Origin of the sequence: Methylocapsa sp. S129, from assembly GCF_009765995.1 — a bacterium.
Lineage (GTDB): Bacteria > Pseudomonadota > Alphaproteobacteria > Rhizobiales > Beijerinckiaceae > Roseiarcus.
The window spans coordinates 512,532-537,900 of record NZ_LMUI01000011.1; the positions used below are offsets into that span (position 1 = coordinate 512,532).

Genomic DNA, 25,369 nt, shown 5'->3' on the forward strand with positions numbered 1-25,369 from the left:
TCGCCGCCAAGGCCATCCATCGCCGATCGGAGCTTGACGCCAGACGCCTCGCGGCGATGATCGAGGACAGTGCATTCGCGCATTCCATGCGCAAGAGCGCTGCTTTTTCAGGTCCTGGAACTGTTCGCGCCGACCAGAGAAACTTCCGCATGAAGGTGGGGTCATGAGAAGGCTGGGTTTGACGCTCGCTCGTTGCATTGACCGCGAAGACTGAGGTTTTCTGATGTGGCTCGTCGAATCGGTGCTCAAACGGCCCTATACGGTGGTCGCCTCGCTGGTGCTTATCTGCATCATGGGCATGGGCGCCGCGTTGCGCATGCCGATCGACATTTTTCCGGAAATCGACATCCCCGTCGTCAGCGTCGTGTGGACCTATGCCGGGATGAGCGCGCTTGATATTCGCGACCGCATTCTAACCCTGCATCAGCGGCAGCTTGCCTCGCTGGTCGACGACATCAGCCGGATCGAGGCGACGAGCTATGACGGCGTCGGCGTCGAGAAAGTTTATCTCCATCAAGGCGCCGATGTGACGCGCGCCATTACGCAGCTCGCGAGCAGTGCGCTCGTCGTCTTGAAATATATGCCGCCGAACATCACGCCGCCGCTCGTGTTGCGCTATGGCGCGACGGACGTGCCGATCATTCAGCTCAGCCTGTCCAGCAGCACCTTGCCGGACACCAAACTGAACGATCTGGGTCAAAACATCATCCGCCCCGATCTCGCCGTCGTCCATGGCGCGGAAGTTCCTTATCCCTATGGCGGCAAGCCCCGCGTCATCATGGTCGATCTCGACCAGCAGGCCCTCGACGCGCGCGGATTGTCGCCTTCGGACGTCGCCGCGGCGATCCAGCAACAGAACGTCATTCTCCCCTCCGGTGACGTCAAGATCGGCGCCAAGGATTATGCGCTGGCGATGAACACCAGCCCGGACGCCATCGCCGCCATCAACCAGTTTCCGGTCAAGCAGGTGGGTGGCCAAACTGTGTTCGTGCGCGACGTCGCGCATGTGCATGACGGTTTCCAGGTCCAGACCAATTCGGTGAGCGTCGACGGCCGGCCGGGCGCTTTGATGACGGTGCGCAAGACCGGCGGCGTCTCGACCCTCGCCGTGATCGATGGCGTCACCCAAGCTTTGCCGGACATCAAGAGGTTGATGCCGCAGGGCGTCGACATCAAGGCGATCTTCGATCAATCGGTTTTCGTCAAGGCGTCGCTGGATAGCGTGCTCATGGGCGGAACGATGGCGGCCGGATTGACGGCGATGATGATCCTGCTGTTTCTGGGCAATTGGCGTTTGACGCTGATCATCCTGGCGACGATCCCGCTTGCGATCATTACCGCCATTCTCGTCATCTTCATCGACGGACAGACGCTGAATACGATGACGCTGGGCGGCTTTGCGCTCGCCGTCGGCATCCTCGTCGACAACAGCACAGTCGTCATCGAGAACATCGAACGCCATGTGCATGAGGGCGATCCGCTGACGCAGGCGATTATATCCGGCTCGGGAGAGGTCGCGGTCCCCACAGCGCTCTCGACTCTGTGCATCTGCATCGTCTTCGTGCCGGTATTCATGCTTCAAGGCACGGCCAAATATCTGTTCTCGCCGCTGTCGCTATCCGTCTGCGTCTCGCTGGTCGCGAGTCTGGCTTTGTCCTTCACTCTGGTGCCTGTGCTGTTCGCCTATCTCATGCGCTCCTCGCTTGAGGGCCATGGCGCGCATTCGGGGGGCCCCTCCGCGCCGCGCGCGCGGTTCAATATTTTCAGCGCGATTCACCACGGGTTTGAGGCGGGTTTCAATGGGTTGCGCGAGGGCTATCGCAACATCGCCGCTTTCTGCATCGCGCGCGCCGGCGTCACAAGCGTCGCCTTCCTTCTGTTGATGGCCTGTTCGCTATTGCTTTTCCCCCAGCTTGGCCGCGACTTCTTCCCTCAGGTGGACGCGGGTCAGATGCGGCTTCACGTTCGCGCGCCGCCGGCCACCCGCCTTGAGGAGACCCAGCGCTACTTCGCCGAAGTCGAGGGCGCCATCCGCAAGATCGTCGGCAACGACCAGATCGACGTCATCCTGGACAATATCGGCCTGCCTTACAGCGGCATCAATATCGCCTTGAGCGATTCGGCCACCGTCGGCCCAATGGACGGCGAGATCCTCATTTCCCTGAAGAAGAAACACAGCCCGACGGCCGCCCATATCGCCATCCTGCGCCATGAATTGCCCCGGCTGTTTCCGGCCTTGCAGTTTTTCTTCCAGCCCGCCGATATCGTCAATCAGGTTCTGAATTTCGGCCAGCCGGCGCCCATCGACGTCAGGATTTCCGGACCCGCGAGCAAGGAAGCCTATGCGCTTGCCCAGAAGATCGCGCATGATTTGAACGCCATTCCGGGCGTCGTCGACGCGCATGTGTTTCAGGTTCCCGACGCCCCCGCTTTGACGATCGACGTCGATCGCACGCTCGCCGAGCAAGTTGGCGTCAGCGAGGATCAGATCGCCAAGAATGTCCTGGTGACCGCCAATTCAAGCGCCCAGACCGTTCCCAACTTCTGGATCGATCCCAAGAACAGCGTGAGTTATCCGCTGGTTGTCCAAATGCCGACTTATCGCATCAATTCGACCGAAGACCTGGGCGCCATGCCGGTCACCGCTGGCGGCGGCAAGTCGAGCCAAATGCTGATGAATGTCGCCAAGTTCGGGCGCGAGAACGTGCCCCTCGTCGCCTCACAGCTCAACATCCGGCCGGTCTTCGACGTCAACGCCGACGTTCAGGGGCGCGACCTCGCCTCCGCCGCCGACGAGATCGATAAGGCGCTGGCCAAAGAACGAACCGCCTCCGCCGCCCCTGTGACGATCACGCTCAGCGGACAGGTCGAAACCATGCGCGAGAGCTTTGACGGCCTATTTTCCGGCATGGCCTTGGCGGTGGTGCTCGTTTATCTTATTCTCGTCATCAACTTTCAGAGCTGGGTCGACCCGCTGATCGTCCTGGCCGCTGTCCCCTTCACCCTGGGCGGCGTCATGTGGATGCTATTTCTGACGCAGACGCACCTGAGCGTGCCCGCTTTGATGGGCTCTTTGATGTGCATTGGCCTGACGGCGGCCAATAGCATCCTCGTCGTGACTTTCGCCAACCAGCGGATGGAGGCGGGCGACGACAAGGCAACCGCCGCGGTTGTCGCGGGTTATACGCGTCTGAGGCCGGTGATGATGACGGCGGGAGCCATGATTCTCGGCATGATTCCCATGGCTTTGGGCGTCGGCGAGGGCGGCGAGCAAAATGCGCCTCTGGCGCGCGCGGTCATAGGAGGGCTCTTATTCGCCACCATGGCGACGATGATTTTCGTTCCCGTGGTCTATCGGATTCTGCGGCCCAAAGCGCTGTCGGCGAGCCTGTACCCGGACGCCGCCGGAGCGGCCGTTTCGCCGGGATGATCCATTTTTGCAGGCAGGGATTGCGATGACTCCTTTGACAGAAGACCTCGACCCAAAGTCGCCAAACCCGGACGACACGGCGCAGGCCACCCATTTTTCCCGCGGAACGGGGGGGAGGATTCTGCGCGCCGTCGTGTTGCTCGCGCTGGCGCTGGGCCTTGGCTTTTTCTTCATCCGTCATCAGAAAACCGAGGCGGAGGCGCGGCTCTCCGACGCGACCGCCCTGGACGTGGCGGAGGCGCCGGCGGTCGATGTGGTCACCGTCGGCCAGTCCTCCGCATTGCAGTCCCTTGCGCTTCCGGGCGAGACCGCCGCGTGGGACGAGACGAACATATATGCGCGGGTCAACGGCTATGTCGCCAAATGGTTCGTCGATATTGGCGACCGCGTGACCAACGGCCAGACGCTCGCAACGATCGATACGCCCGAACTTGACGCCGAACTCCTTGCCGCAAAGGCGAAACTGAACGCCAGCGTCGCCCAGGTGGCGGTCAAGCAGGCCCAGGCCGATTTCGCCAAGACCACGGACGAGCGCTGGCGAGAATCTCCCAAAGGCGTCGTGTCCGATCAGGAGCGCGAATCCAAGAAAGCAGGCAGCGCCGAAGCGATCGCCGAGCTCAATGCGGCGCGCGCGCAGGTCTTGCTCGAACAGGCGGACGTGGATCGCCTGACCGCGCTCACCCAGTTCAAGGAAGTCAAAGCGCCTTTCGACGGCACGATCGTCCAGCGTCAAATCGACACCGGCAATCTTGTGACGGCGGGAAGCACCTCAAATACATCCTCGCTCTACCGGCTTTCGGAGGATGATCCGATTCGCGTCTTCGTCCATGCGCCCCAGAGCGCCGCCGCGCAGCTGATGGCGCAGGGCGTGAAGGCGGTGATCACGAGCAGCGACCAGCCAAGCCTTCACTTTGAAGGAAAGGTTGCGCGAACCGCCAAAGCGATCAACCCGGAATCGCGCACGCTTCGCGTCGAGATCGACATCCCCAACCCGGATCGCACAATGGTCCCTGGAATGTATGTGCAGGTCGCTTTCGATCTCAAGGGCGGCTCGCAGATCCAGGTTCCCGCCGCCGCTCTGTTGTTTCGCTCCGGCGGCCCGCAAGTCGCCGTCATTGACGAAAAAGGCGTCGTCGCGTTCAGGGACGTCACGATCGGCAGCGACGAAGGCAATGTCGTTGGCATTAGCGCCGGCCTGGCGATGGGCGACAGGGTCGCCCTCAACCTCAGCAGCCAGATCGCGGCGGGCGAAAAGGTCAAGTTGAATGAGGCCAAAGCAGGCGATACAAAAAGCGTAGCCGCCCAATGAGGGGGATGAAAGTGCGCGTTCCGTCGTGTCATCTTATTTTGGGCGTTCTCGTAGGGTTGGAAGCGCGCGCGTGAGAAAATGGACGAGTTTGGGCGCGCTCGGCGTCGCCGGCCTGTTGGCTGGCTGTTCTGTCGGTCCCGATTATCAATTGCCGTTTGTGTCCGTGCCGGGCGGATTTCTCGCGCAGGCCGGCGAAAAATCCCCGCAATCGGCCAATTCCACGACAGCCGATCTTACCCAATGGTGGCGATCGCTGCATGATCGGGAGCTCGACTCTCTTGTCGTTCGTGCGCTCCAGTCCAATCTCGATCTCGCCATTGCGCTTGACCGGCTTCAAGCGGCGCGAACGCAGGTGATCATCGCAGCCGATCAGGCGCTTCCCGATGTCGAGGCGGGCGGCGGCGGCGGCGGCGGAACGGGGTCGGACAATACGAACGGGCGGGTGTCGCCCACGCTGCGGTCGGGAGAGAACGCCAAGGACCTCAAGAGCATCAACGGAGCGGGCGGCGTCGACGCGGCCTGGGAGCTCGATCTCTTCGGCAAGATCCGGCGTGAAGTCGAAGCGCAGACCGCCGACGCCGAAGCGCTCAAGGATGCGCGCGACTGGATATTCGTGACGGTCGCCGCCGATGTCGCCCGCGCCTATCTCGACATGCGGGCGCAGCAGAGGCAGCTTGTCGTGCTCGGGCAAAACATCGCCGCCGCGCGAGGCAATCTGGACCTCGCGCAGACGCGCTTCAGCCGCGGGCTCACCAATGAAATGGACGTCAGCCTCGCGCAGAGGGAATTGGCGACCCTGCAAGCCGATCAGGCGCCGCTGACCGCGCAAATCGACGTCAGCCGCCACGCGATCGCGGTCCTGCTTGGTCAATTTCCTGAAAGTCTGGCCAGAGAGCTGGCCAGATCCGGTCCAATCCCGGCGCTGCCGGCAAGAATTCCGGTCGGGCTGCCGGTCGATCTGCTGCGGCGGCGTCCAGACATTCGCGAGGCGGAGCGTCATCTGGCCGCCGCGAACGCCCGCATCGGCGTGGCGGTCGCCGCTCTCTTCCCGACCCTGGTCCTGACCGGGGCGGCGGGCGCGCAGGGGGGGACGCGCTCGTCGTCGCTCGTTCCGATCACCTGGATCGGGTCGCTGGGCCCATCCGTCACCATGCCTTTGCTCGATTTTGGCGCGCTCGATGCGCAAATAGAAATCGCCGACCTGCAAACGCATGGACTTTTGGCGACCTATCGGCAGGCGATATTGACCGCCGTGCGCCAAGTCGACGACGCCGATACTTCTTACAGGGCGCAACAGGAGCGCCTGGCGAGCCTCGATCGCGCTTTGGCGGCCGCGCGCCAGGCCACGCAGCTCGCGACCGAGCGATACGATCGCGGCCTGACCGATTTTCTGAATGTCATCGACGCCGAGCGCGAGCAATTCGACATCGAGGAACGCCACGTCGCCGCGCGGCAGACCGCGGCGGACGATCTCGTCGCCCTTTACAAGGCGCTGGGCGGCGGCTGGCCGACGAATGAAATCATTCCTCCGACCCGTCCCCTCCAGCCCGCCATTGTCGCCGCGGCGAAACATCTCATGGCGCCCGCGCAGGATCATTGACGGAGAAAGGCCGCGATGTCGACGACCGGCGATCCCCTCAAACGCCCGCTCGTGCTCTTGATCGAAGACGAGAAGGGATTGGCCGAAGAAATCATCGCCGAACTTCATCGCCTCGGCTATCCCGTTCAACATGTCGACACGGTCGCTGAAGGTCTTGACGCCGCCCGCGCCAGCGGCGCGGCGATCATGGTCGTCGATCGGATGCTGCATGGCTCCGACGGCCTGTCGATGGTCGAGACGCTGCGCGAGGAAGGCGTCAAGACGCCGGTTCTCGTCATTTCCGCGCTTTCGTCGGTCGACGAACGCATTCGCGGCCTAAAGGCAGGCGGAGACGATTATCTCGTCAAACCTTTCGCCATGGCCGAGCTCGCGGCGCGCATCGAGGCCTTGCTGCGCCGCCTTGACGACGTGCGCACCACCAAATTGCGGGTCGGCGAACTCGAAATGGACCTGATCGAGCAGACCGTGAAGCGCGGCGAAACGTTGATCGATCTGTTGCCGCGCGAGTTCAAGCTCCTTGAATATTTCCTGCGCCGCCCCAATCAGATCGTCACGCGCGCCATGTTGCTTGAAGGGGTCTGGCACTACCGCTTCATCCCGGAAACCAATGTCGTCGATGTGCATATCGGCAATTTGCGCCGTAAGATCGACAAGGCCGGCGAGCCGTCGTTGATCACGAATATTCGCGGCGCGGGATTCACGCTGCATGCGGATGCCTGACATTTTTCGGTCTTCGGCGTTGCGGGTCGCTCTGGCCTTCGCAATCGCCATGACCGTGGCGACGTCGCTGATATTTGGTTTTGTCTATCTGCAAATCACCGCGTCGGACGAAGCGCTCGTGCGCGTCGTTCTGGTCAACGAAGCCGAAAAGGGGGCAAATTACTCGGATGCGGAGCTGAGGAACGCGCTCGACTTGCGGCTGACGCATGATCTGCGCCGCCTTGACTATGTTGCGCTTTTCGACGCCGCCGGAAACGTCCTCATCGGCAATATCGACAAGATGCCGGCGATCCCCGCCGACGGCAAATCCCATTTCATCGCAGCCGTGCAGCCTCCGGGCGCGCCCCGGCAAAGCGAACCGGCCATATTCGTGGCGCGCCTGCGCCCGGACGGCAGCGTCCTTTTGCTGGGTAGAAGCCTCCTCGAAGTCTATGCGCTTCGCCGGACCGTGCTCGTCGCCCTCGCCACGGCGATCGGCCCGATGCTGCTGATGGCGCTCGCGATCGGCGCCTTCTTCGCCCGCCGCGCGTCGCTCCGGCTGACCCGCATCCACGACACGATCGTGCGGATCATGCGCGGCGATCTTCAGGTTCGTCTGCCGGTGCGCCGGGCGCCTGACGAGATCGACAAGGTTTCCCGCGACGTGAATCTCATGCTTGACGAGATTGTGCGATTGCTGGTGCAGATCAAAAGCGTCAGCGACAATATCGCCCATGATCTGCGCACGCCGCTGGCGGTGATGCGCGCCAAGCTGGAGCGCGGCCTCGCCGGCGACGACGATCAGGAATTGCGCGCCGCGGCCCGCCAGGCGCTCGCCGAACTCGACAGAGCGATGAGAACGATCACCGCTTTGTTGCGCATATCGGAAGTCGAGAGCGCCTTAAGGTCGAGCGGGTTCAAACCGATCGACCTCTCGGCGATCTGCGCCGACGTGTTCGAATTCTACGAGCCGCTTGGGAAAGCCAAATCGATTGCGATGGTTCTCGACGCCAAGTCGCCGGTTCCGACCCTGGGCGACGGCGACCTGATGCGCGAGGCTTTGTCGAATCTCATCGACAACGCCGTCAAATTCACGCCCGAGGGCGGGACCGTGCGGATAGCGGCGGCGATGGAGGCCGGCCGGCCGGTAATCCGGGTCAGCGACAGCGGCTCTGGCGTGGCGCCGGGCGAGCGCGACAAGATCTTCGAGCGATTCTACCGCACCATCCGCAACGATCGCGTTGCTGGCAGCGGTCTTGGCTTGAGCATAGCGGCGGCGATCGCCAATCTTCATGATTTCGATCTGCGGGTCGAAGACAATTGTCCCGGCGCTTTGTTCGAAATGAGCGCCCGCCTTAAGAGCGCGCCCAAACAATCCTGAGCGCAGCGGCGCCTTGGGACTTCTCAATAGACAAGCAAAAGGCGGGATTTTGAGAAGACCGTAATCACGGTCTCCCAAAATCCCGCCTTTTGCGAACCCTTAAATCTCAGACGCGGATCAATTCCGGTTCAGAAGCGGAAGCGAAGGCCGACCGTCGGGTCGATGTTCGTCTTGTAGAGATAGCCGCTCGCCAGTCCGTTATGAACTTCCGAGAACATCACGCCAGCGTAGACATCGAACTTCTTGGCGAACTTCCAATCGGCGTCGAAGGATACGGCGTCCAGCGTTCCCGCGCAGGAACCCGACGAGGTATTGTTGCAGTATTTAGCGGCGTAGCTGTCCTGGATGTAATGATAGTAGGCGACGCCGGCATCGATTGTGTCGGTGAAGGCGTATCGTCCGCCGAGCCACATGATTTTGAGGATCTTGTTATTGGTGTAGGCCGTGTTGGTGATGTCGGCGGCGGCGACGGTGTAGCCGGCGATGTCAGTGAAGCTTGTCAACTGCGGGTTGGACGGATTCTGGAACGTAATATGTTCAAATCCGCCGTACAGCTTGATCTGGTTGTAAGTGTATTTGGCAAGCAGCATCACGCTGGTGTCGTCGGAGATCGTCGCCGCGAGCGTGCCCGGATATTTCAGGTCTTGCGCCGCGCTCAGCGCCGCCGAGGACACGGCGTCCTTGTCCTTGCTGTAGATGGCGTCAAGCGCGAGCTTGCCGTAAGCGCCGCCGTCAAAGTCCGCGCCGACCTGGAACTGGTAAGAGTCTTGCGAGGCGTTGTTTAACTCATAGCCGCCGAACTGATAGAGCGCCGCAGCCCGGAACATGCCGACGTCGACACGATATTTCAGCGCCGTCGTATATCGGGTGTCTTCGGTGTCGCCGACGCCGGAGGTCGCTCCCGACCAGCCGATCGGCGAGAAGGCGTAGGAGCCGCCCATCGGGTCATAGGCGTTGACGCCGTCCAGCGTGAGCGAATTTTGCCGGCCGAAGGTCAGCGTGCCGAAAGTCGTATTGCTGATGCCCGCGAAACCCACGCCATTATAAAACTGACCCGCCCGGCTTGAGTCGGCGTTTGAAGTTTGCGAGCCGAGCGGCACGCCGTTGTTCTCGAGCAGAGACTTCGGCCCGTTGGCGAGCTGCAGCGAATAGGGATCAAAACCCATATTCAGATCAAAAACAAAGGACCACCCGGGAGCGAACTCCTCTTTTCCTTTGATGCCGACGACGGACTGGCTCAAGCCGCCGGGAACGCCGTTCCACTGGGCATGGTTGCTGTTCTTCTGGACGAGTTCTTCGACGCCGGTGGCGATGGCGCCATTGAAGGGGGTGCCGTGGCTCTGCCACCCGCCGCCCATATCGACCGTGCCGTACAGCGTAATGCCGTAATAAGTCAGCGGGCATGCCGTGGTGATGAATTCCATGGGCGTCGCGCAAGATGCGAGAGTCGGCGGCGGCGGGACGGGGGCCGGCTTGCTGGTGGGCAAATCCGCTGCATGCGCGGCTCCGGCTGCGCCGAGAACCATCGCCACAGAAATACCTATTCTTCTTCTCATTTATGCCCCCACTCAAGGTCTATATTTCAGCTAAGCGACGCAGGCAAAAAACAGGCCAGCCAATTGGCGCGGCCTGGGCTTGGTCGCTCGACGACAGTTGACGATGAAGTCGGGCCGTTTCTCGGCCCGCGCCTGTCTGCTCGTTAACTACCGCTACCGGTCGCAAATGACAGTTTTATAACGCGCGCTGCTCCAGAGGCGGCGTCGGCGCGCACGAGCGTGCGGCTGCGGCGGCGAAGGCGTCTCAACGCGCTGGAATTCCGCATGAAACGGGCGCTTGCCGGGCGAGTGTTGCTATGCGGCCACATGCCATTTGAATTGGCGCGGCGGACGAAAAATACGCGCCGGTCGTCATGTCCGGCGTTGAATCAGCGCCGGGGCCAGAGCCGACAAACGCCGCCCGATGCATCCTCAGCGCGATAAACGTCGATTGGCGCCGCTCTCGGCCGGCGACCCGCAAGAAATCACGTTCATCGGAGATGACGGCGCGCGTCTAAACCATCGGCTTTGTTGGTAGCGGGAGAGGGACTCGAACCCCCGACACGCGGATTATGATTCCGCTGCTCTAACCAGCTGAGCTACCCCGCCGCACCGCGCGCCCACGAGGGCGCGCCGGAAAGCGCGCATATATGAAGCCGCGGCCAAAGCTGTCAAGGAAAACTGCCACGGCGCCCCAGCGCCTGGCAAATAGGCGGCGCTTATTTGGGGGCCATGCGCAAGGCGCCGTCGAGCCGGATATAGGTTCCGTTGAGCATATCGTTGGCGATGATGGTCTCGACCAGCTCCGCATATTCGTCCGGCCTGCCAAGGCGGGAGGGGAAGGGAACGGAGACGGCCAGCGCTTTGCGGGCCTCTTCCGGCAGGCCGTCGAACATCGGCGTGTGGAACAGGCCAGGCAAGATGGTCATTACGCGCACGCCATAGCCGGCGAGATCGCGGGCGACGGGCAGGGTCAGGGCCAGCACGCCGCCCTTGGAGGCGGCATAGGCAGCCTGGCCGATCTGCCCGTCCTGGGCGGCGACCGAAGCGGTCGTGACGATCACCCCGCGCGCGCCGTCGGCCGAGATCGGATCAAGCCCGACCATCGCCGCCGCGCTTTTGGCGACCATGGCGAATGTGCCGATCAGATTGATCTCGATGGTGCGCCGGAATGTTGCAATGTCATGGGCGATGAGTTCGCCGGTATCGCGCTTTTTCGACACCGTGCGCCGCGCGGGGCCGATGCCGGCGCAGCAGACAAGCACGCGCTCGACGCCATGCGCCGCGCGCGCCGCCGCCAGCGCGGCGTCGACGCTGGGCTCATTGGTGACGTCCGTCTCGCAAAACAGGCCGCCGATCTCGCGCGCCAACGCCGCGCCGCGTTCGCGCTGCAGATCGAAAATGGCGACCTTGGCGCCGTCGGCGGCAAGTTTGCGCGCGGTCGCCTCGCCTAGGCCCGAAGCGCCTCCAGTTACGATGGCGGCGATTGACGAATCGAGTTTCATGGCGATCGGCTCCCCTTGACGCCTGGGGCGATCGCCCAGGCTTGCGTGATAGAATTGTCGGCGCGAATAGGGTATTGCAATTGGGTTCCGTGCGGCAAGCGACAGGCCTTATCATAGAGCTTCGACGCGCATGGCAAGTCCTGGTCCAAGTCCTGATCGATGAGTCCTGCTTGAAGATGAGTTCCGCATGAACCGGTTTGAACCCCGTCCGACAGGCGCGGTCGAGGCGCGCGTACAATATCTCGACGGCGATTTTCGCGTCGTCCGCCCCGGCGCCTTTGTGCGCTGCGCGGTGACGGGCGCGCCGATTCCGATCGACGAATTGCGCTATTGGAGCGTCGACCGCCAGGAAGCCTATGCCAATCCCGACGCCGTTTTGCAGCGGCGCGCCGGTCGGGCGTAGCGCGAGCGTCGGCGTCGCCCTGATTTCTGTTGGCCCGGCCTCTCGTCGCGGCGAGGCCTTGCGTTTCTCGGCAGATAGTTTACATGTGAACGAATTGGCCCCGTTCTGGAGACTTGACCCATGCCGAGCTACAAGGCGCCTGTCGGCGACACTTTGTTCCTGCTGACCGATGTCTTCGACTATGCGCGCTATGACAATCTGCCGGGGTTTTCTGAGGCGCCCCTTGATGTCGTCGAGGCGGTGCTGAGCGAAGGGGCGAAGCTGGCCGAAGAAGTGCTGCAGCCGCTCAATCGCTCTGGCGATATCGAGGGATGCACGCGCCATGCCGATGGCGCGGTGACGACGCCCAAAGGATTTAAGGAAGCCTATAAAGCCTTTGCCGAGGGCGGTTGGGTCGGCATTGCGGGCGATCCGGCCTATGGCGGTCAGGGCCTGCCCCATTTCCTCGCGCTCGCCCTGAATGAATTCGCTATTTCGGCCAATCAGGCCTTCGCCATGTATCCCGGGCTGACGAACGGGGCGACGGCGGCGCTCCACACCCATGGCAGCGATGCGCAGAAAAAGACCTATCTGCCCAAAATGATCTCCGGCGAATGGTCGGGGACGATGAACCTCACCGAGCCCCAATGCGGCACCGATCTTGGCCTTATCAAGACGCGCGCCGCGCTACAGGGCGACGGATCTTACGCGATCACCGGACAGAAGATTTTCATCTCCTCGGGCGAGCACGATCTGACCGACAACATCATTCATCTCGTGCTTGCGCGCATCGAGGGCGCGCCGGCAGGGGTTAAAGGCATTTCGCTGTTCGTCGTGCCCAAGGTCATGGTGCGCGATGACGGGTCGCTCGGCGAGCGCAATGGCGTTTCCTGCGGCTCGATCGAGCACAAGATGGGCATTCACGCCAATTCAACCTGCGTGATGAACTACGACAGCGCCAAGGGTTGGCTGGTCGGCGAAGAAAACCGCGGCCTCAATGCGATGTTCGTCATGATGAACGAAGCGCGCATGGGCGTGGCGCTGCAGGGCGTCGCCATTTCCGAGGTCGCATACCAGAACGCCGCCGCCTACGCCAAAGAGCGCGTGCAGGGGCGCGCGCTGACCGGCGCACGGGACGCGAGCAAGCCCGCCGATCCGATCATCGTCCATCCCGACGTGCGTCGCATGCTGTTGGAAATCCGCGCCTTCAACGAGGCGGCGCGCGCGGCCATGATGTGGGCGGCTTTGTCGAGCGACGAGGCGCGCCGTTCTCCCGACGCCGCCGCGCGCCAGTCTGCCGAAGATCGGCTTGGCCTGCTGACGCCGGTGCTCAAGGGCGTCTTCACCGACGCCGGCTTCGCCAACGCCGTCAAGGCGCAACAGGTGTTCGGCGGCCACGGCTACATCGCGGAATCGGGCATGGAGCAATTCGTGCGCGATGCGCGCATCAACATGATCTATGAAGGCGCCAACGGCATCCAGGCGCTCGATCTGGTCGGGCGCAAATTGCCCAAGGACGGCGGCCGCGCGATCACCGCCTTCTTTGGCGAGATCGCGGCGTTTCTTTCGGCGAACAAGGCGGATGCGGAACTCGCTCCCTATCTGACCGGGCTGAAGGCGGGCTCGGGCCAATTGCAGCAGGCGACGATGTGGCTGATGCAGAACGCGATGGGCAATCCCGACAATGCAGGCGCCGGCTCGACCGATTACATGCATCTCTTCGGCTTGACCCTGCTCGGCTATATGTGGGCGCGCATCGTCAAGGCGGTTCTCGCGAAGAAGGCGAACGGCGGCCTCAGCGAAGAACTGGAAAGCAAACTCGTCCTCGCCAAGTTCTTCAACGAGCGTATGATGCCAGAGGCGGGCGCCCATCTCGCGCGATTGAGCTCGGGCGCCGGGTCGATCATGGCGATGCCCGCGGCGGCGTTCTAGGGGACGTCATTGCGAGCGGAGCGAAGCAATCCAGAGGTCGTGACGTCTGGAAATTGAACGGTGGCGGCGCAGTCGCGATTTTTTCTGATTACGGGCCGCGAACAAGGCGGCATAGGTCTCGATCTCTGGATTGCTTCGCTCCGCTCGCAATGACGACGCGGGAAACAAAGGGAGGTACGATGAAACCCGGACATCCCGCCCCGCCTTTTGCCGGCGGCTGCCAATGCGGCGCCGTTCGCTATCGGTTGATAGCCGCCCCCACGGGCGCGGGCATCTGCCATTGCCGCATGTGCCAGAAGGCGGGCGGCGCGCCATTCATGGCTTTCACGGGGGTAAAAGCCGCCGATCTCGTCTTCACGCGCGGGACGCCGACGAAATATGCCTCTTCCGATCTCGCCGAGCGCGGCTTCTGCGCGGCTTGCGGAACGCCGCTGACCTACCAGATAAAAGGGCTCAACCGGATCAGCGTCACGATCGGCAGCCTTGACGATCCCGCCTTATTCGCGCCGGGCGAGCAGTTCGGGACCGAAGCGATTCTGCCCTGGTTCGCGGCGCTCGCCGCTTTGCCGGGACAGCGCACGGACGACTGGCTCCGCGCCGCGAAAATCGACGATGTCGGCAACCATCAGCACCCCGATCGCGAAACCTGAAATCATCGCGGCCTTTGGCCGCTCCCGAGGAGACCGCCAATGACCGAGGCCTTTATTTACGATCACGTCCGCACGCCGCGCGGGCGCGGCAAGCCGGATGGTTCGCTCCATACCGCAACGACCCTGCATCTGGCCTCGACCGCGCTGCGCGCGATCAAGGATCGCAATCATCTCGATCCCAAACTGATCGACGATGTCGTGATGGGCTGCGTCGATCCCGTCGGGGAGGCTGGCGGCGATATCGCGCGGATGGGCGCGCTGGCGGCGGGCCTCGGCGATCAGGTTCCCGGCGTGCAGATCAACCGTTTCTGCGCTTCGGGCCTCGACAGCGTCAATTTCGCGGCCGCCCAGATCATGGCCGGCCAGCACGATATGACGATCGGCGGCGGCGTCGAATCGATGAGCCGGGTCGGCATCGGCGCTTCGGGCGGCGCGTGGCCGGTCGATCCTTCGCTCGCCATCTCGGCCTATTTCATGCCGCAGGGCGTTTCGGCCGATCTGATCGCGACGAAATATGGCTTCTCGCGCGACGATGTCGACGCCTACGCCGTGGAATCGCAAAAGCGCGCCGCCGCCGCCTGGGAGGCCGGCCGCTTCAAGAAGTCGATCGCGCCGGTACGCGATGTGAACGGCCTCAGCCTGCTCGACCATGACGAGCATATGCGGCCCAAGACCGATATGCAGTCGCTCGCCGCCTTGAAGCCTTCGTTCGTCATGATGGGCGAGCAGGGCGGTTTTGACGCGGTGGCGACGCAGGCGCATCCCGAGATCGAGCGCGTCATTCATGTCCATCACGCCGGCAATTCGTCGGGCATCGTCGATGGCGCAGCGGCTGTGCTGCTGGGTTCGGCGAAAGCGGGCTCCGCTGCGGGACTGAAACCGCGTGGAAGAATCCGCGCTTTCGCCAATATCGGCTCCGAGCCTGCGATCATGCTGACAGGGCCGGTCGACGTCACCAAGAAAGTGCTCGCGCGCGCGGGCATGACGATCGCCGACATCGATCTGTTCGAGGTCAATGAAGCTTTCGCTTCCGTCGTGCTGCGCTTCCAGCAGGCTTTCGACGTCGATCCCGGCAAGCTCAACGTCAATGGCGGCGCCATCGCCATGGGTCATCCGCTGGGCGCGACAGGCGCGATGATCCTGGGCACCGCGCTCGACGAGCTTGAGCGCACCGGCAAGTCGACGGCTCTGATCACTTTGTGCATCGGCGGCGGCATGGGCACGGCCACCATCATCGAACGCGTCTAAAAGAGCGGAGATCGAATCATGAGCTTCACCAATTTCCGTTTTGAAACGGACGCCGATGGGATCGCGCTTGTCGTGTGGGACATGCCCGGCCGTTCGATGAACGTGCTGAACGCCGAGGTCATTGCCGAGATCGGCGCCATCGTGGATAAAATCGCCGGCGATTCTTCGATCAAAGGCGCCGTCTTCACCTCCGGTAAGGAGGGTTTCTCCGGCGGCGCCGATCTCACCATGCTCCAGAATACGGGGCGCGAATACAAACGGCTCGTCAAGGCCGAGGGCGAAGAGGCGGCGATGCGCGCCTTCGTCAAACAGATCGGCGAATTGTCACGGACCTACCGTCGGCTCGAGACCGCGGGCAAGCCGATCGCCGCGGCGATCAATGGCGTGTGCATGGGCGGTGGTTTCGAGCTTGCGCTCGCCTGCCATTACCGCGTCGTCGCCGATGGCGAGAAAGTCCGCGTCGGGCTGCCAGAGATCAAGGTTGGCCTGTTCCCCGGCGGCGGCGGCACACAACGCGTCGCGCGGCTGATGCAGACAGGCGACGCCTTGCAGATGCTGTTCAAGGGCGACCAGATCAAACCGGCCGCGGCCAAGGCGATGGGGCTTGTTCATGAGGTGGCGCCGGCTGGGGAAATCCTCCAGCGCGCCAAGGATTGGGTGAAGGCCAATCCGAACGCCAAAGCGCCCTGGGATGACCCGAAGTTCAAACTGCCGTCCGGCCGCGTCTTCTCGCCCGCCGGCATGATGACCTGGCCGCCTGCCAATGCGATCTATCGCCGCGAGACCTATGACAATTATCCCGCCGCCAAAGCGATCCTGCAATGCGTCTATGAAGGGTTGCAATTGCCGATCGACCTCGCATTGGCGGTGGAAGCGCGCTATTTCGCGAAAATCGTGCTCTCGAAGGAAGCGGCCGCGATGATCCGCTCGCTGTTCGTCTCGATGGGCGAACTCAACAAGGGCGCGCGTCGCCCCGCCGATATCCCCGCGACCAAGCTGCGCAAGGTCGGAATCATCGGCGCCGGCTTCATGGGCGCCGGCATCGCTTATGTCAGCGCCAATGCCGGGCTCGACGTCGTGCTGATCGATCGCGATCAGGAATCGGCCGACAAAGGCAAGGCCTATTCGCATAAAATCATCAGCAACCAGATCGCCAAGGGCCGCGCCAAATCCGCCGATCGCGACGCGTTGCTGGAGCGCATCAAGCCGAGCGCCGATTACAACGATCTCGCCGGTTGCGATCTCGTCGTTGAAGCGGTGTTCGAGGATCGCGCCGTGAAGGCCGAGGCGACGAAAAAGGCGCAGGCCGTGCTGGGGCCGGACGTCATATTCGCGACCAACACTTCGACCCTGCCGATCACCTCGCTGGCGGAAACCTCGCTCAAGCCGGAAGATTTCATCGGCGTGCATTTCTTCTCGCCGGTCGACAGGATGATGCTGGTCGAAATCATCGTGGGCGAAAAGACGGGGGCCAAAGCGCTCGCGACCGCGATGGATTTTGTGCGCGCGATCAAGAAGACGCCGATCGTCGTCAACGATTGCCGCGGATTCTACGCCAACCGCTGCGTCGGCGCCTTCATCGGCGAGGGCCATCGCATGCTGATGGAGGGCGTGCCGCCGGCGATGATCGAGAATACGGCGAAAATGGCCGGCATGCCGGTCGGTCCGCTATCGCTCAACGATGAGACGGCGATTGATCTCGGCTGGCGCATTCTCCAGGCCGCCAAAAAGGACCTTGGCGCCAATGCCGTCGATCCGGGGCAGGAGAAGCTGCTCGATGCGATGGTCGTGACTGAGAAGCGCCTTGGCCGCAAGAACGGAAAAGGCTTCTACGACTATCCCGAGAAGGGCCCGAAGAGTTTGTGGCCAGGCCTCGCCAAGATCGCTGGCAAAGCGCTCGATCCTGACACGCTCAGCGTGCAGGAATTGAAGGAGCGGTTCCTTGTCGTGCAATCGCTGGAAGCGGCGCGATGCATGGAAGAGAATGTCGTGACAGATCCGCGCGAAGCCGATGTCGGTTCGATCCTTGGATTCGGCTTTGCGCCCTTCGCGGGCGGCACGCTCTCCTATATCGACGGCATGGGCGTGGCGCGTTTTGTCGCTTTGGCCCAATCGCTCGCCGCCAAGCACGGCGACCGCTTCACGCCCAATGCGCTGCTGATCGACATGGCCAAGAAGGGCGAGACGTTCTACGGCCGGTTCGGCGAACAGCCGCGCGCGGCCTAGGACGGTCGCCGGCTCCATCGGCGCCTTGTCGGGCAACCAGCTGGTCCGCACCCGCCAAGCCTATGCGAGAATGGGTATTGCGACTCTGACAGTCGACATGGGGGCCGACCTGCCCGCCGCGGCGCGTTGCGCGCCGTTCAAGGTCTGTCGGCCGGCCCCGACCGGCGGGTTTTGACTTCGGGCTTCTTGCCGGACATAGAGAGCGCCGTGGGGTCGGCGTCGGCTTTGCCGCCGACTCTCGTTGTCGAACGCCATCATGACGGGTGTCGCCGGAAGCCGTCAGCCCATGGCCTGTCATAGAATCAATGGCCTTGATGGTCAGGTCGTCTCAATCGTTGGACGTTTTGTCTTCCAGGGCCGTTGAAGACGGCGGCCGTTTCGCCTCCAATGCGCGGTCGCTCGGAATAATTGACAGGAGCGAGGCGTCCTACGTCAAATGTGGCGAAAACTGCATCAACGCGCCTCGAAAGCGCATGGCGCGGTTGAAGATTGCCGAGAACGCCAAGCCGGGGCACAATGTCCGGCAGAGTCGTGTCTATCCGCAGAATGCTGGATAGGTTCCATGAAAGGGCGTGCGCATGCTGCGCAAGGTTTCCTATATCGCTTTGGGCGTCGCGATCGGCGTTGCATCGGCCGCGCTGATCCCGCGTTCCGCGCCTCTCATGGGCAACGGCGCCTTCGCCGCGCCGACCGACACCTATCGTCAGCTCAATCTGCTGGGCGACGTTATCGAAAAAGTGAACAACAATTATGTGGAGAAGCCTGACGAGGGCAAACTCATTGAAGCGGCGATCAACGGCATGCTCACCTCGCTCGATCCGCATTCGAGCTACCTCGACGCTAAAGGTTTTCGCGACAGGCAGGAGCAGATCAAGGGCGAATTTGGCGGCATCGGCGTCGAAATCATGGAGGAGGACGGACTCGTCAAGATTATCACGCCGATCGACGATACGCCGGCGGCCAAAGCGGGCATTCTCTCTGGCGACATCATCACCGAAATCGACGATCAGCCGGCCAAGGCGCTGACGTTCGATCAGGCGGCGGACAAGATGCGCGGCGCCCCGAACTCAACGGTTCGGCTCAAGGTCTCGCGCGGCGCGACCAAGGAGATCAAGGAATTCAAGATCGTTCGCGACATCATCAAGGTGCGTTCAGTGCGCTCGCATGTCGAGGACGGCGATATCGGCTATATCCGCATCAATCAGTTCGACGAACAATCGTTCGACGGCCTCAAGAACGCGATGGACAAGTTCGAGGACGCGCCGGGCGGCAAGCTCAAGGGCTATATTCTTGACTTGCGCAACAATCCCGGCGGGCTGCTCGATCAGTCGATCGAAATCGTCAACGCCTTCCTGGACCGCGGCGAGATCGTGTCGACGCGCGGACGCAATGTCGAGCAGACGCAGCGCTACGACGCGCGGCCCGGCGCCGATCTCTCGCATGGCAGGCCGCTTGTCGTGCTCATCAACGGCGGTTCGGCCTCGGCGTCGGAGATCGTCTCGGGCGCCTTGCAAGATCACAAGCGCGCGACATTGATCGGCAGCCGCTCCTTCGGCAAGGGTTCAGTGCAGACGATCATGCCGCTTGGCGAGAACGGCGCCTTGACCCTGACGACGGCGCGCTATTACACGCCGTCCGGCCGCTCGATCCAGGCCAAGGGCATCGAACCCGACATTCAGATCCTCGAGGACGTCCCGGATGATCTGAAGGGCAAGGACGACATGGAGGGCGAGGCTTCGCTCAAGGGCCATCTCAGGAATGGCGACGACGAGAAGACGACAGCTTCACAGGCCTATGTGCCGGCCGAGCCCAAGGCCGACAATCAATTGATCGCGGCCGTCGATCTCCTGCACGGTGTCAAGCGCGCCGCGGCGCCGTCGCCGGAAATAGCCAAGAGCGCGGCGCCTCACGCCGAAGCAAAGCCGAGCGCCGCGGCGACCAAGCCGCCGGGATGATTTTGCGAAGATGCGCGGGTTTCCAGTCCTGCGGGGGGCGCGGCGCTGAAGTTCGCCGTCCAAATGCGCGTCCGTAAGGGCGCATACGAAAGCCGGAGCCGCAATGTCCCGCAGTATAGACTATTATTTTTCGCTGGTGAGCCCGTGGGCTTATATCGGGCACAGGCATTTCCTCGATATCGCGCGCCGTCACGACGCGAGCATCGTTTACAAACCGGTGCTGCTGAACGAGGTCTTCTCGGAAACCGGCGGCCTGCCGCTGGCCAGGCGTCACCCCGCCCGCCAGGCCTATCGCACGGTTGAATTGCAGCGCTGGCGCGAGAAGCGCGGCCTCGCGTTTCATCTCTGGCCCAAACATTGGCCTTACGACGCGGACCTTGCCAATTGCGCCGTTCTGGCTGTCGTCGCCGCCGGCGGCGACCCCGCCGATCTCGTGCAAAAAGCATTCAATGGCGTTTGGGAGAACCAGGAAAATCTTGCCGATGCGGCCGCTCTGACGCGTCTGCTGCAAGAAACGGGGTTTGACCCGCCATCCGTTCTCGCCAGCGCCAATTCGCCAGCCATTCGCGCCGCCTACGAGCGCAATCGCCTCGACGCCATCGCGGCCGGCGTCTTCGGCGCGCCCTGCTACGTGCTCAATGGCGAGATTTTCTGGGGTCAGGATCGTCTGGATCTTCTGGCCGACGCGCTCGCCAGCGGCCGCGCGCCCTTCGCCGCCAAGCCTCAAGGCGGGACGTGAGCGCAATCCTTGCCCTTTTTCAACACGCCGATAACGCGCGTCGCCGGCGTTTTGGAAACCCTGCGAATGAAGGGCGGAACGATCCTCGGCGCGCGCTTCTTATACCTTTTGTGACGTTGATTAGTTTAAATAGGAACCTTAACTTATAAGGTCCAGCGTGAGTGACGTTCGGGGCGCCGCGCGTCGCGGCAAGGGTGGTCGGACAAATGAATTTTTCCTATCAGATGTACGAAATGGCGCTTGCGGCGCTGGGACCGGCGCGCGCGATTTCAAACGCCAGTCGGCTCGTTTTCGCCAATCCTTTCAACCCACTCACCAATACGCCGTTCGGCAAGAATATCGCCGCCGGCGCCGAATTGTTCGAACGGATGACGCGTCGCTACGGAAAGCCGGCTTTCGGTCTACAGCGCACGGCGGTCGATGGCGTCCCCGTGACGGTGAGAGAGGAGGTTGTGTGGGAGCGCCCTTTTTGCAGCCTCCTTCATTTCGTCCGCGAGGGAGTGAAGCTGCGCGCGCCGCAACCCAAACTCCTGATCGTCGCGCCGATGTCCGGCCATTACGCGACGCTGCTGCGCGGCACGGTCGAAGCGTTCCTCCCGACTCACGAAGTCTACATCACCGACTGGACCAACTCCCGGATGGTCTCGCTCGCCGCCGGCGGTTTCGACCTCGACGATTACATTGTTTATCTGCGCGAGATGTTAGGGGTGCTGGGACCGGGCGCCCATACCATTGGCGTTTGTCAGCCCGCCGTGCCGCTGATCGCGGCGGTCGCATTGATGGAGGCCGAAAATCATAGCGATATCCCCGCGTCGATGACGCTGATGGGCGGACCGATCGACACGCGGCGCAGCCCGACGGCGGTCAATCTCCTGGCGGAACGGCGCGGCGTCGCGTGGTTTCGCGACAATTGCCTGAATGTCGTTCCCTTTCCTCACGCCGGCTTCGGGCGCGTCGTCTATCCCGGCTTCCTGCAATTGTCAGGCTTCATGGCGATGAACCTCGACCGGCACGTCAACGCCCATGTCGACATGTTCAATCACCTCGTCTCCGGCGACGGCGATTCAGCGGAGAAACATCGCGAATTCTACGATGAATATATGGCGGTGATGGATCTCACGGCCGAATATTACATGCAGACGATCGAGACCGTATTCGTGGAGCATTCCCTGCCCAAAGGCGAGATGAAACACCGCGGGACGGCGATCGATCTCAAGGCGATTCATCGCTGCGCGCTGATGACGGTCGAGGGCGAAAATGACGACATTTCAGGCGTCGGCCAGACCTATGCGGCGCAGGAGCTTTGCCCGAATATTCCCGACGAACTGAAGGTTCACTATCTGCAAAAAGACGTTGGCCATTACGGCGTCTTCAACGGTTCGCGCTTTCGCGCGCTGATCGCGCCGCGCATCGTCGATTTTCACGCCAATGCCGATGCGCACGCCAGGTCGCAGAAATCGTCGCGACGGAAACCGGCCAGAGGCTGAAGCCTCGGCTCAGATGTAGTACATCAGGTTCGCTTCATCGACGTCGGCCAGCGCGCGCATCGAGGCGAGGGAGCGATTGTCGAGAACCGACGCGATCGAATTGCGCACTTCCAGCATCATCAACCGGACCGTGCAATTGCCCTCGGTCGGGCAATCGTCGCAGCGTCTGTAATAGCCCTTGCTGGCGCAGGCGATCGGCGCCAGCGGCCCGTCGAGCGCCCGCACGATGTCGCCGACCATGATCTGCGAGGGGCGCTTGGCGAGCACATAGCCGCCGCCGCGGCCCTTTTTGGAATGGACCAGCCCCGCCGTGCGCAATTCGCCCAGGATCGCGTCGAGGAATTTCTTGGGGATGCCGTTGATCGCCGCGATGTCGGCCACCAAGGCCGGCCGGCCCGGCTCAAGCCCCGCCAGATGGACCATCGCCTTCAGGCCGTATTTTCCCTTGTTCGTCAGCATCGTTTGGCCTTTCGGACCCCATCCGCTATCGATTACATAAGCGATTCAGTCGATAAATACTATAGAAAGCGCGGAACCGGCGTCCAACAGGCCGATCGCGCCCTGATTTTGCACAAAGTTTACCAACTCCGATGGCTTTGCCGCGGGCGAGGCGCGCAAATGGTATTCTGATCCTCACCATTCGGCCGACCTCCCGGCCGCGGACGGATCAGGAATGACAGCGATGCGAAACTGGCGCGCGGCGGCGATCGGGCTTGGCGTCGCATTGACGGGCGCGTCCCTGGCGCAGGCGCGCGAGGCGGTCGCTTTCCCCTCGCCCTATGGAATTGGCACGATCGTCATCAGCCAGAGCGCGCGGAAGCTGTTTCTGGTCACCGGCCCACAATCGGCGATCGCTTATCCCGTCGCGGTCGCCAAGCATGGCAAGGAATGGAGCGGCTACGCCAAAGTCGACGGCAAATATGTCTCGCCAGCCTGGTCGCCGCCTGAATCGGTCAAGCGCGACCATCCGGAACTGCCCGACGTGATCCCCGGCGGGTCGCCGCACAATCCGATGGGCGCCCGGGCGATCACCCTCGATCGCGACGAAGTCGCCATTCACGGCACGACGATGGCGATGCGCGCTTCGGTGGGAACCGCAGCGTCCTATGGCTGCATCCGCATGCTCAATGAAGACGTGATCGATCTTTTCGACCGCGTCAGCATCGGCGCGCCAGTGGTCATGATCCGCTAGGCCGTCCCGGGCCGCTGGAACCCAGCCTTCTTATTTTTCGCCGCGCAGCCCCGGCGTTCCGCCCTCGCCAAGCCCCGCGATATGGGCCTGCGTGTAGCGTTCGAGGCCGATGCGTTTGATGAGATCGAGCTGCGTTTCGAGGAAGTCGATATGCCCCTCCTCGTCCGACATCAGCAGGACAAACAGGTCGCGGCTCGGATAATCCTTCATCTTGATGCAATATTCGGCCGCTTCCTGGTAAAGCGCGCGGGCTTCGACCTCGGCGCCCAGGTCGGCTGTGATGATCTCCTGCACGTTCTGTCCGATGACGAGCGGGTTGAGCATCTGGAGATTGGGAAAGCCTTCGAGGAAGATGATGCGATCGATGAAGCGATCGGCATGGCGCATTTCCTCGATCGATTCCTCGCGCCATTGCTTGGCCAGGCCATTGAGGCCCCAATTGTCGAGCAGGCGATAATGCAGCCAATATTGGCTGATGGCGGTCAATTCGCTGCGCAGACCCTTGTTGAGATATTCAACGATTTTCGTATCGCCCTTCATTTGTCGCTCCCTGCGCATCGCGGCCGGTGAATTGACCGGTCGCTGGAGCTCAGTTTAGAATAGTTCTACTCTGAGGGCAATGAGTGATCGACAGGCAAGGTCGAGACGCGCGCTTTATTCGGCCGCGATCAGGAAGGGCACGGGGGCGTGCGGGTGCGCGTTGTGGTGGGAATGGTCCTCGCCGGCGGCGCCGGGGCAGATGGCGCAGCCGACGTTGCAATTGGCGCCGCGCGCATGCGCCAGCAGGGCGCGGACGGTAACGAGGCAGCGGCCGCATTGAGGAGCGCAGCCCAGGCAACCATAAGCCTGAGCGGGCGAACGGGGACGCGCATCGTCCTCGCTGTCGAGCGTCGCGAGGATTTGCGTATGGGACAGAACGTTGCAGGAACAAACGATCATGGCGGCCGCGTAGTTTAGAATGGCTAAAAACTATAGGTTTCTCAAGGCCTTATATACCGATCGTCGCGCCCCTGGACAAGAGCCGCGCGCGACAATTCCAAATGTCCGGGAGCGAAAATGACGACGCGGCGCTTTATCGACCTCAGCGAGCGCGAGCTTCTTGCGCTGGCCATCAGCAGCGAGGAGGAAGATGGCCGCATTTACGCCGATTTCGCGGATGGCCTGCGGGAGAACTATCCCGCCAGCGCCCATGTCTTCACCGATATGGCGGCGGAGGAAAACGCGCACCGTCGTCAATTGATCGATCTCTTCGTCCAGAAATTCGGCGATCACATTCCGCTCGTTCGGCGCCAGGATGTTCGCGGCTGGGTGCAGCGCCGCCCGATTTGGCAGCTTCGCCCGCTCGGGGTCGATGTCGTGCGGCGCCAGGCGCGGCAGATGGAGCAGGACGCCGCGCGCTTCTATCAGCAGGCGGCGAGCCGCACGACCGACGCCGCCATCCGCAAGCTGCTTGGCGATCTCGCCGCGGCGGAGGCGGAGCACGAAAACACCGCCGCGCAAATCGAGGCGGAGCATCTGCCCGGCGACGTTCGCGCCGGCGAGGATGACGACGCCAGGCGGCGCTTCATCTTACAAATCATTCAGCCTGGGCTGGTCGGCCTGATGGACGGCTCGGTGTCGACTTTGGCGCCGGTGTTCGCCGCCGCTTTCGCCACCCATAATCCCTGGAACGCGTTTCTGGTCGGCATGGCGGCCTCGATCGGCGCCGGCATATCGATGGGCTTCGCCGAAGCTTTGGCTGACGATGGCAAGCTCTCGGGGCGTGGCGCGCCGCTGTTGCGCGGCCTCGCCTGCGGCGTCATGACCTTCGCCGGCGGCATCGGCCATACGCTGCCTTACCTCATTCCGAACTTTTACACCGCAACGGTCATCGCCTGCATCGTCGTCGTGATCGAACTGATCTCGATTGCCGTGATCCAGTGGAAGTTCATGAGCACGCCGCCGCTGGCCGCCGCCGCCAAAGTCATGCTCGGCGGCGCGCTCGTGCTCGCCGCCGGCATATTGATCGGCAACAGTTAGGGGACGAACTTTAATGTTCGGCGCCAGCCAGTCGGGTGACCGACTTCGACGCAAAAGCGACGTTTGCCATGTTTCAAATG

20 protein-coding genes and 1 tRNA gene are annotated in these 25,369 nt (G+C 62.5%); 15 read left to right on the top strand and 6 right to left on the bottom strand.

The features are described 5' to 3' along the window. The first annotated feature begins 223 nt into the window (after positions 1 to 223). From GSQ90_RS04860 to GSQ90_RS04880, 5 genes are all read left to right on the top strand, one after another. Entirely contained in the window at positions 224 to 3,430 is a 3,207-nt protein-coding gene (locus GSQ90_RS04860) for an efflux RND transporter permease subunit (protein WP_158813664.1), read from the top strand. 25 nt (positions 3,431 to 3,455) lie between these two features. Then, positions 3,456 to 4,739 (top strand): efflux RND transporter periplasmic adaptor subunit, encoded by a 1,284-nt coding sequence (locus GSQ90_RS04865; RefSeq protein WP_158813665.1) that lies wholly within the window; start codon positions 3,456 to 3,458, stop codon positions 4,737 to 4,739. Between the two features lie 70 nt (positions 4,740 to 4,809). Continuing rightward, the gene (locus tag GSQ90_RS04870) at positions 4,810 to 6,339 is read left to right on the top strand and encodes an efflux transporter outer membrane subunit (RefSeq protein WP_158813666.1); all 1,530 of its coding nucleotides are present in this window, start codon (positions 4,810 to 4,812) and stop codon (positions 6,337 to 6,339) included. 15 nt (positions 6,340 to 6,354) lie between these two features. After that, positions 6,355 to 7,059, top strand: a complete 705-nt coding sequence (locus tag GSQ90_RS04875) for a response regulator transcription factor (RefSeq protein WP_158813667.1) — start codon at positions 6,355 to 6,357, stop codon at positions 7,057 to 7,059. Beyond that, positions 7,052 to 8,419, top strand: coding sequence for a HAMP domain-containing sensor histidine kinase (locus GSQ90_RS04880; protein ID WP_246731408.1), 1,368 nt, complete (start codon positions 7,052 to 7,054; stop codon positions 8,417 to 8,419). Before GSQ90_RS04875 ends, GSQ90_RS04880 begins: the two co-directional genes overlap by 8 nt. 128 nt (positions 8,420 to 8,547) lie before the next feature. Here the strand turns inward: GSQ90_RS04880 and GSQ90_RS04885 are convergent, their stop codons facing one another. The 3 genes from GSQ90_RS04885 to GSQ90_RS04895 all read right to left on the bottom strand — a co-directional run bounded on the left by GSQ90_RS04885 (position 8,548) and on the right by GSQ90_RS04895 (position 11,459). Further along, complete coding sequence (locus GSQ90_RS04885) at positions 8,548 to 9,975, bottom strand: porin (RefSeq protein WP_158813669.1); 1,428 nt, start codon at positions 9,973 to 9,975, stop codon at positions 8,548 to 8,550. A gap of 511 nt (positions 9,976 to 10,486) precedes the next feature. Beyond that, positions 10,487 to 10,563: transfer RNA gene (locus tag GSQ90_RS04890), tRNA-Met, on the bottom strand. 110 nt (positions 10,564 to 10,673) lie between these two features. Beyond that, positions 10,674 to 11,459 carry an SDR family NAD(P)-dependent oxidoreductase gene (locus GSQ90_RS04895; RefSeq protein WP_158813670.1) on the bottom strand — a complete coding sequence of 262 codons (786 nt, stop codon included), beginning with the start codon at positions 11,457 to 11,459 and terminating at the stop codon, positions 10,674 to 10,676. A gap of 187 nt (positions 11,460 to 11,646) precedes the next feature. Between GSQ90_RS04895 and GSQ90_RS04900 the strand changes: the two genes are divergently transcribed. The 8 genes from GSQ90_RS04900 to GSQ90_RS04935 all read left to right on the top strand — a co-directional run bounded on the left by GSQ90_RS04900 (position 11,647) and on the right by GSQ90_RS04935 (position 22,078). Continuing rightward, positions 11,647 to 11,862 (top strand): DUF2093 domain-containing protein, encoded by a 216-nt coding sequence (locus GSQ90_RS04900; RefSeq protein WP_158813671.1) that lies wholly within the window; start codon positions 11,647 to 11,649, stop codon positions 11,860 to 11,862. Between the two features lie 120 nt (positions 11,863 to 11,982). Continuing rightward, positions 11,983 to 13,773: an acyl-CoA dehydrogenase C-terminal domain-containing protein gene (locus GSQ90_RS04905; RefSeq protein ID WP_158813672.1), complete on the top strand. Its 1,791-nt coding sequence runs from the start codon at positions 11,983 to 11,985 to the stop codon at positions 13,771 to 13,773. A gap of 179 nt (positions 13,774 to 13,952) precedes the next feature. Next, positions 13,953 to 14,423, top strand: coding sequence for a GFA family protein (locus tag GSQ90_RS04910; protein WP_158813673.1), 471 nt, complete (start codon positions 13,953 to 13,955; stop codon positions 14,421 to 14,423). A gap of 39 nt (positions 14,424 to 14,462) precedes the next feature. Further along, positions 14,463 to 15,671 (top strand): acetyl-CoA C-acetyltransferase, encoded by a 1,209-nt coding sequence (locus GSQ90_RS04915; RefSeq protein ID WP_158813674.1) that lies wholly within the window; start codon positions 14,463 to 14,465, stop codon positions 15,669 to 15,671. A gap of 18 nt (positions 15,672 to 15,689) precedes the next feature. Then, positions 15,690 to 17,897, top strand: a complete 2,208-nt coding sequence (locus GSQ90_RS04920) for an FAD-dependent oxidoreductase (RefSeq protein ID WP_158813675.1) — start codon at positions 15,690 to 15,692, stop codon at positions 17,895 to 17,897. 578 nt (positions 17,898 to 18,475) lie between these two features. Then, a complete protein-coding gene (locus tag GSQ90_RS04925; RefSeq protein WP_158813676.1) occupies positions 18,476 to 19,852 on the top strand; it encodes a S41 family peptidase in 1,377 nt (458 codons plus the stop codon). Between the two features lie 103 nt (positions 19,853 to 19,955). Then, the gene (locus tag GSQ90_RS04930) at positions 19,956 to 20,591 is read left to right on the top strand and encodes a 2-hydroxychromene-2-carboxylate isomerase (protein ID WP_158813677.1); all 636 of its coding nucleotides are present in this window, start codon (positions 19,956 to 19,958) and stop codon (positions 20,589 to 20,591) included. Between the two features lie 206 nt (positions 20,592 to 20,797). Further along, positions 20,798 to 22,078 (top strand): polyhydroxyalkanoate depolymerase, encoded by a 1,281-nt coding sequence (locus tag GSQ90_RS04935; RefSeq protein WP_158813678.1) that lies wholly within the window; start codon positions 20,798 to 20,800, stop codon positions 22,076 to 22,078. Between the two features lie 9 nt (positions 22,079 to 22,087). Here GSQ90_RS04935 and GSQ90_RS04940 read toward each other — a convergent pair whose 3' ends face one another. Further along, the gene (locus GSQ90_RS04940; protein ID WP_158813679.1) at positions 22,088 to 22,537 is read right to left on the bottom strand and encodes an Rrf2 family transcriptional regulator; all 450 of its coding nucleotides are present in this window, start codon (positions 22,535 to 22,537) and stop codon (positions 22,088 to 22,090) included. Positions 22,538 to 22,751: 214 nt separating this feature from the next. On the opposite strand from GSQ90_RS04940, the gene GSQ90_RS04945 reads away from it, so the two are divergent. Beyond that, on the top strand, positions 22,752 to 23,270 hold the full coding sequence (locus GSQ90_RS04945; protein ID WP_158813680.1) for a L,D-transpeptidase: 519 nt from the start codon (positions 22,752 to 22,754) through the stop codon (positions 23,268 to 23,270). A 30-nt stretch (positions 23,271 to 23,300) separates the two neighbouring features. Here GSQ90_RS04945 and bfr read toward each other — a convergent pair whose 3' ends face one another. Both bfr and GSQ90_RS32080 read right to left on the bottom strand, forming a co-directional pair. After that, on the bottom strand, positions 23,301 to 23,810 hold the full coding sequence (bfr, locus tag GSQ90_RS04950; protein ID WP_158813681.1) for a bacterioferritin: 510 nt from the start codon (positions 23,808 to 23,810) through the stop codon (positions 23,301 to 23,303). A 114-nt stretch (positions 23,811 to 23,924) separates the two neighbouring features. Continuing rightward, positions 23,925 to 24,209, bottom strand: a complete 285-nt coding sequence (locus tag GSQ90_RS32080) for a bacterioferritin-associated ferredoxin (RefSeq protein WP_210254814.1) — start codon at positions 24,207 to 24,209, stop codon at positions 23,925 to 23,927. Between the two features lie 117 nt (positions 24,210 to 24,326). Here GSQ90_RS32080 and mbfA point away from each other — a divergent pair, with 117 nt between their 5' ends. After that, the gene (gene mbfA, locus GSQ90_RS04960) at positions 24,327 to 25,289 is read left to right on the top strand and encodes an iron exporter MbfA (protein WP_158813682.1); all 963 of its coding nucleotides are present in this window, start codon (positions 24,327 to 24,329) and stop codon (positions 25,287 to 25,289) included. Positions 25,290 to 25,369: the final 80 nt, after the last annotated feature.

Coding starts and splice junctions, on each gene's coding strand:
- GSQ90_RS04940 (WP_158813679.1), bottom strand. CDS start 22,537: ATGCTGACGAACAAGGGAAAATACGGCCTGAAGGCGATGGTCCATCTG.
- mbfA (WP_158813682.1), top strand. CDS start 24,327: ATGACGACGCGGCGCTTTATCGACCTCAGCGAGCGCGAGCTTCTTGCG.
- GSQ90_RS04935 (WP_158813678.1), top strand. CDS start 20,798: ATGAATTTTTCCTATCAGATGTACGAAATGGCGCTTGCGGCGCTGGGA.
- GSQ90_RS04880 (WP_246731408.1), top strand. CDS start 7,052: ATGCCTGACATTTTTCGGTCTTCGGCGTTGCGGGTCGCTCTGGCCTTC.
- GSQ90_RS04930 (WP_158813677.1), top strand. CDS start 19,956: ATGTCCCGCAGTATAGACTATTATTTTTCGCTGGTGAGCCCGTGGGCT.
- GSQ90_RS04920 (WP_158813675.1), top strand. CDS start 15,690: ATGAGCTTCACCAATTTCCGTTTTGAAACGGACGCCGATGGGATCGCG.
- GSQ90_RS04865 (WP_158813665.1), top strand. CDS start 3,456: ATGACTCCTTTGACAGAAGACCTCGACCCAAAGTCGCCAAACCCGGAC.
- GSQ90_RS04900 (WP_158813671.1), top strand. CDS start 11,647: ATGAACCGGTTTGAACCCCGTCCGACAGGCGCGGTCGAGGCGCGCGTA.
- GSQ90_RS04925 (WP_158813676.1), top strand. CDS start 18,476: ATGCTGCGCAAGGTTTCCTATATCGCTTTGGGCGTCGCGATCGGCGTT.
- GSQ90_RS04915 (WP_158813674.1), top strand. CDS start 14,463: ATGACCGAGGCCTTTATTTACGATCACGTCCGCACGCCGCGCGGGCGC.
- GSQ90_RS04860 (WP_158813664.1), top strand. CDS start 224: ATGTGGCTCGTCGAATCGGTGCTCAAACGGCCCTATACGGTGGTCGCC.
- GSQ90_RS04875 (WP_158813667.1), top strand. CDS start 6,355: ATGTCGACGACCGGCGATCCCCTCAAACGCCCGCTCGTGCTCTTGATC.
- bfr (WP_158813681.1), bottom strand. CDS start 23,810: ATGAAGGGCGATACGAAAATCGTTGAATATCTCAACAAGGGTCTGCGC.
- GSQ90_RS04945 (WP_158813680.1), top strand. CDS start 22,752: ATGACAGCGATGCGAAACTGGCGCGCGGCGGCGATCGGGCTTGGCGTC.
- GSQ90_RS32080 (WP_210254814.1), bottom strand. CDS start 24,209: ATGATCGTTTGTTCCTGCAACGTTCTGTCCCATACGCAAATCCTCGCG.
- GSQ90_RS04895 (WP_158813670.1), bottom strand. CDS start 11,459: ATGAAACTCGATTCGTCAATCGCCGCCATCGTAACTGGAGGCGCTTCG.
- GSQ90_RS04905 (WP_158813672.1), top strand. CDS start 11,983: ATGCCGAGCTACAAGGCGCCTGTCGGCGACACTTTGTTCCTGCTGACC.
- GSQ90_RS04885 (WP_158813669.1), bottom strand. CDS start 9,975: ATGAGAAGAAGAATAGGTATTTCTGTGGCGATGGTTCTCGGCGCAGCC.
- GSQ90_RS04910 (WP_158813673.1), top strand. CDS start 13,953: ATGAAACCCGGACATCCCGCCCCGCCTTTTGCCGGCGGCTGCCAATGC.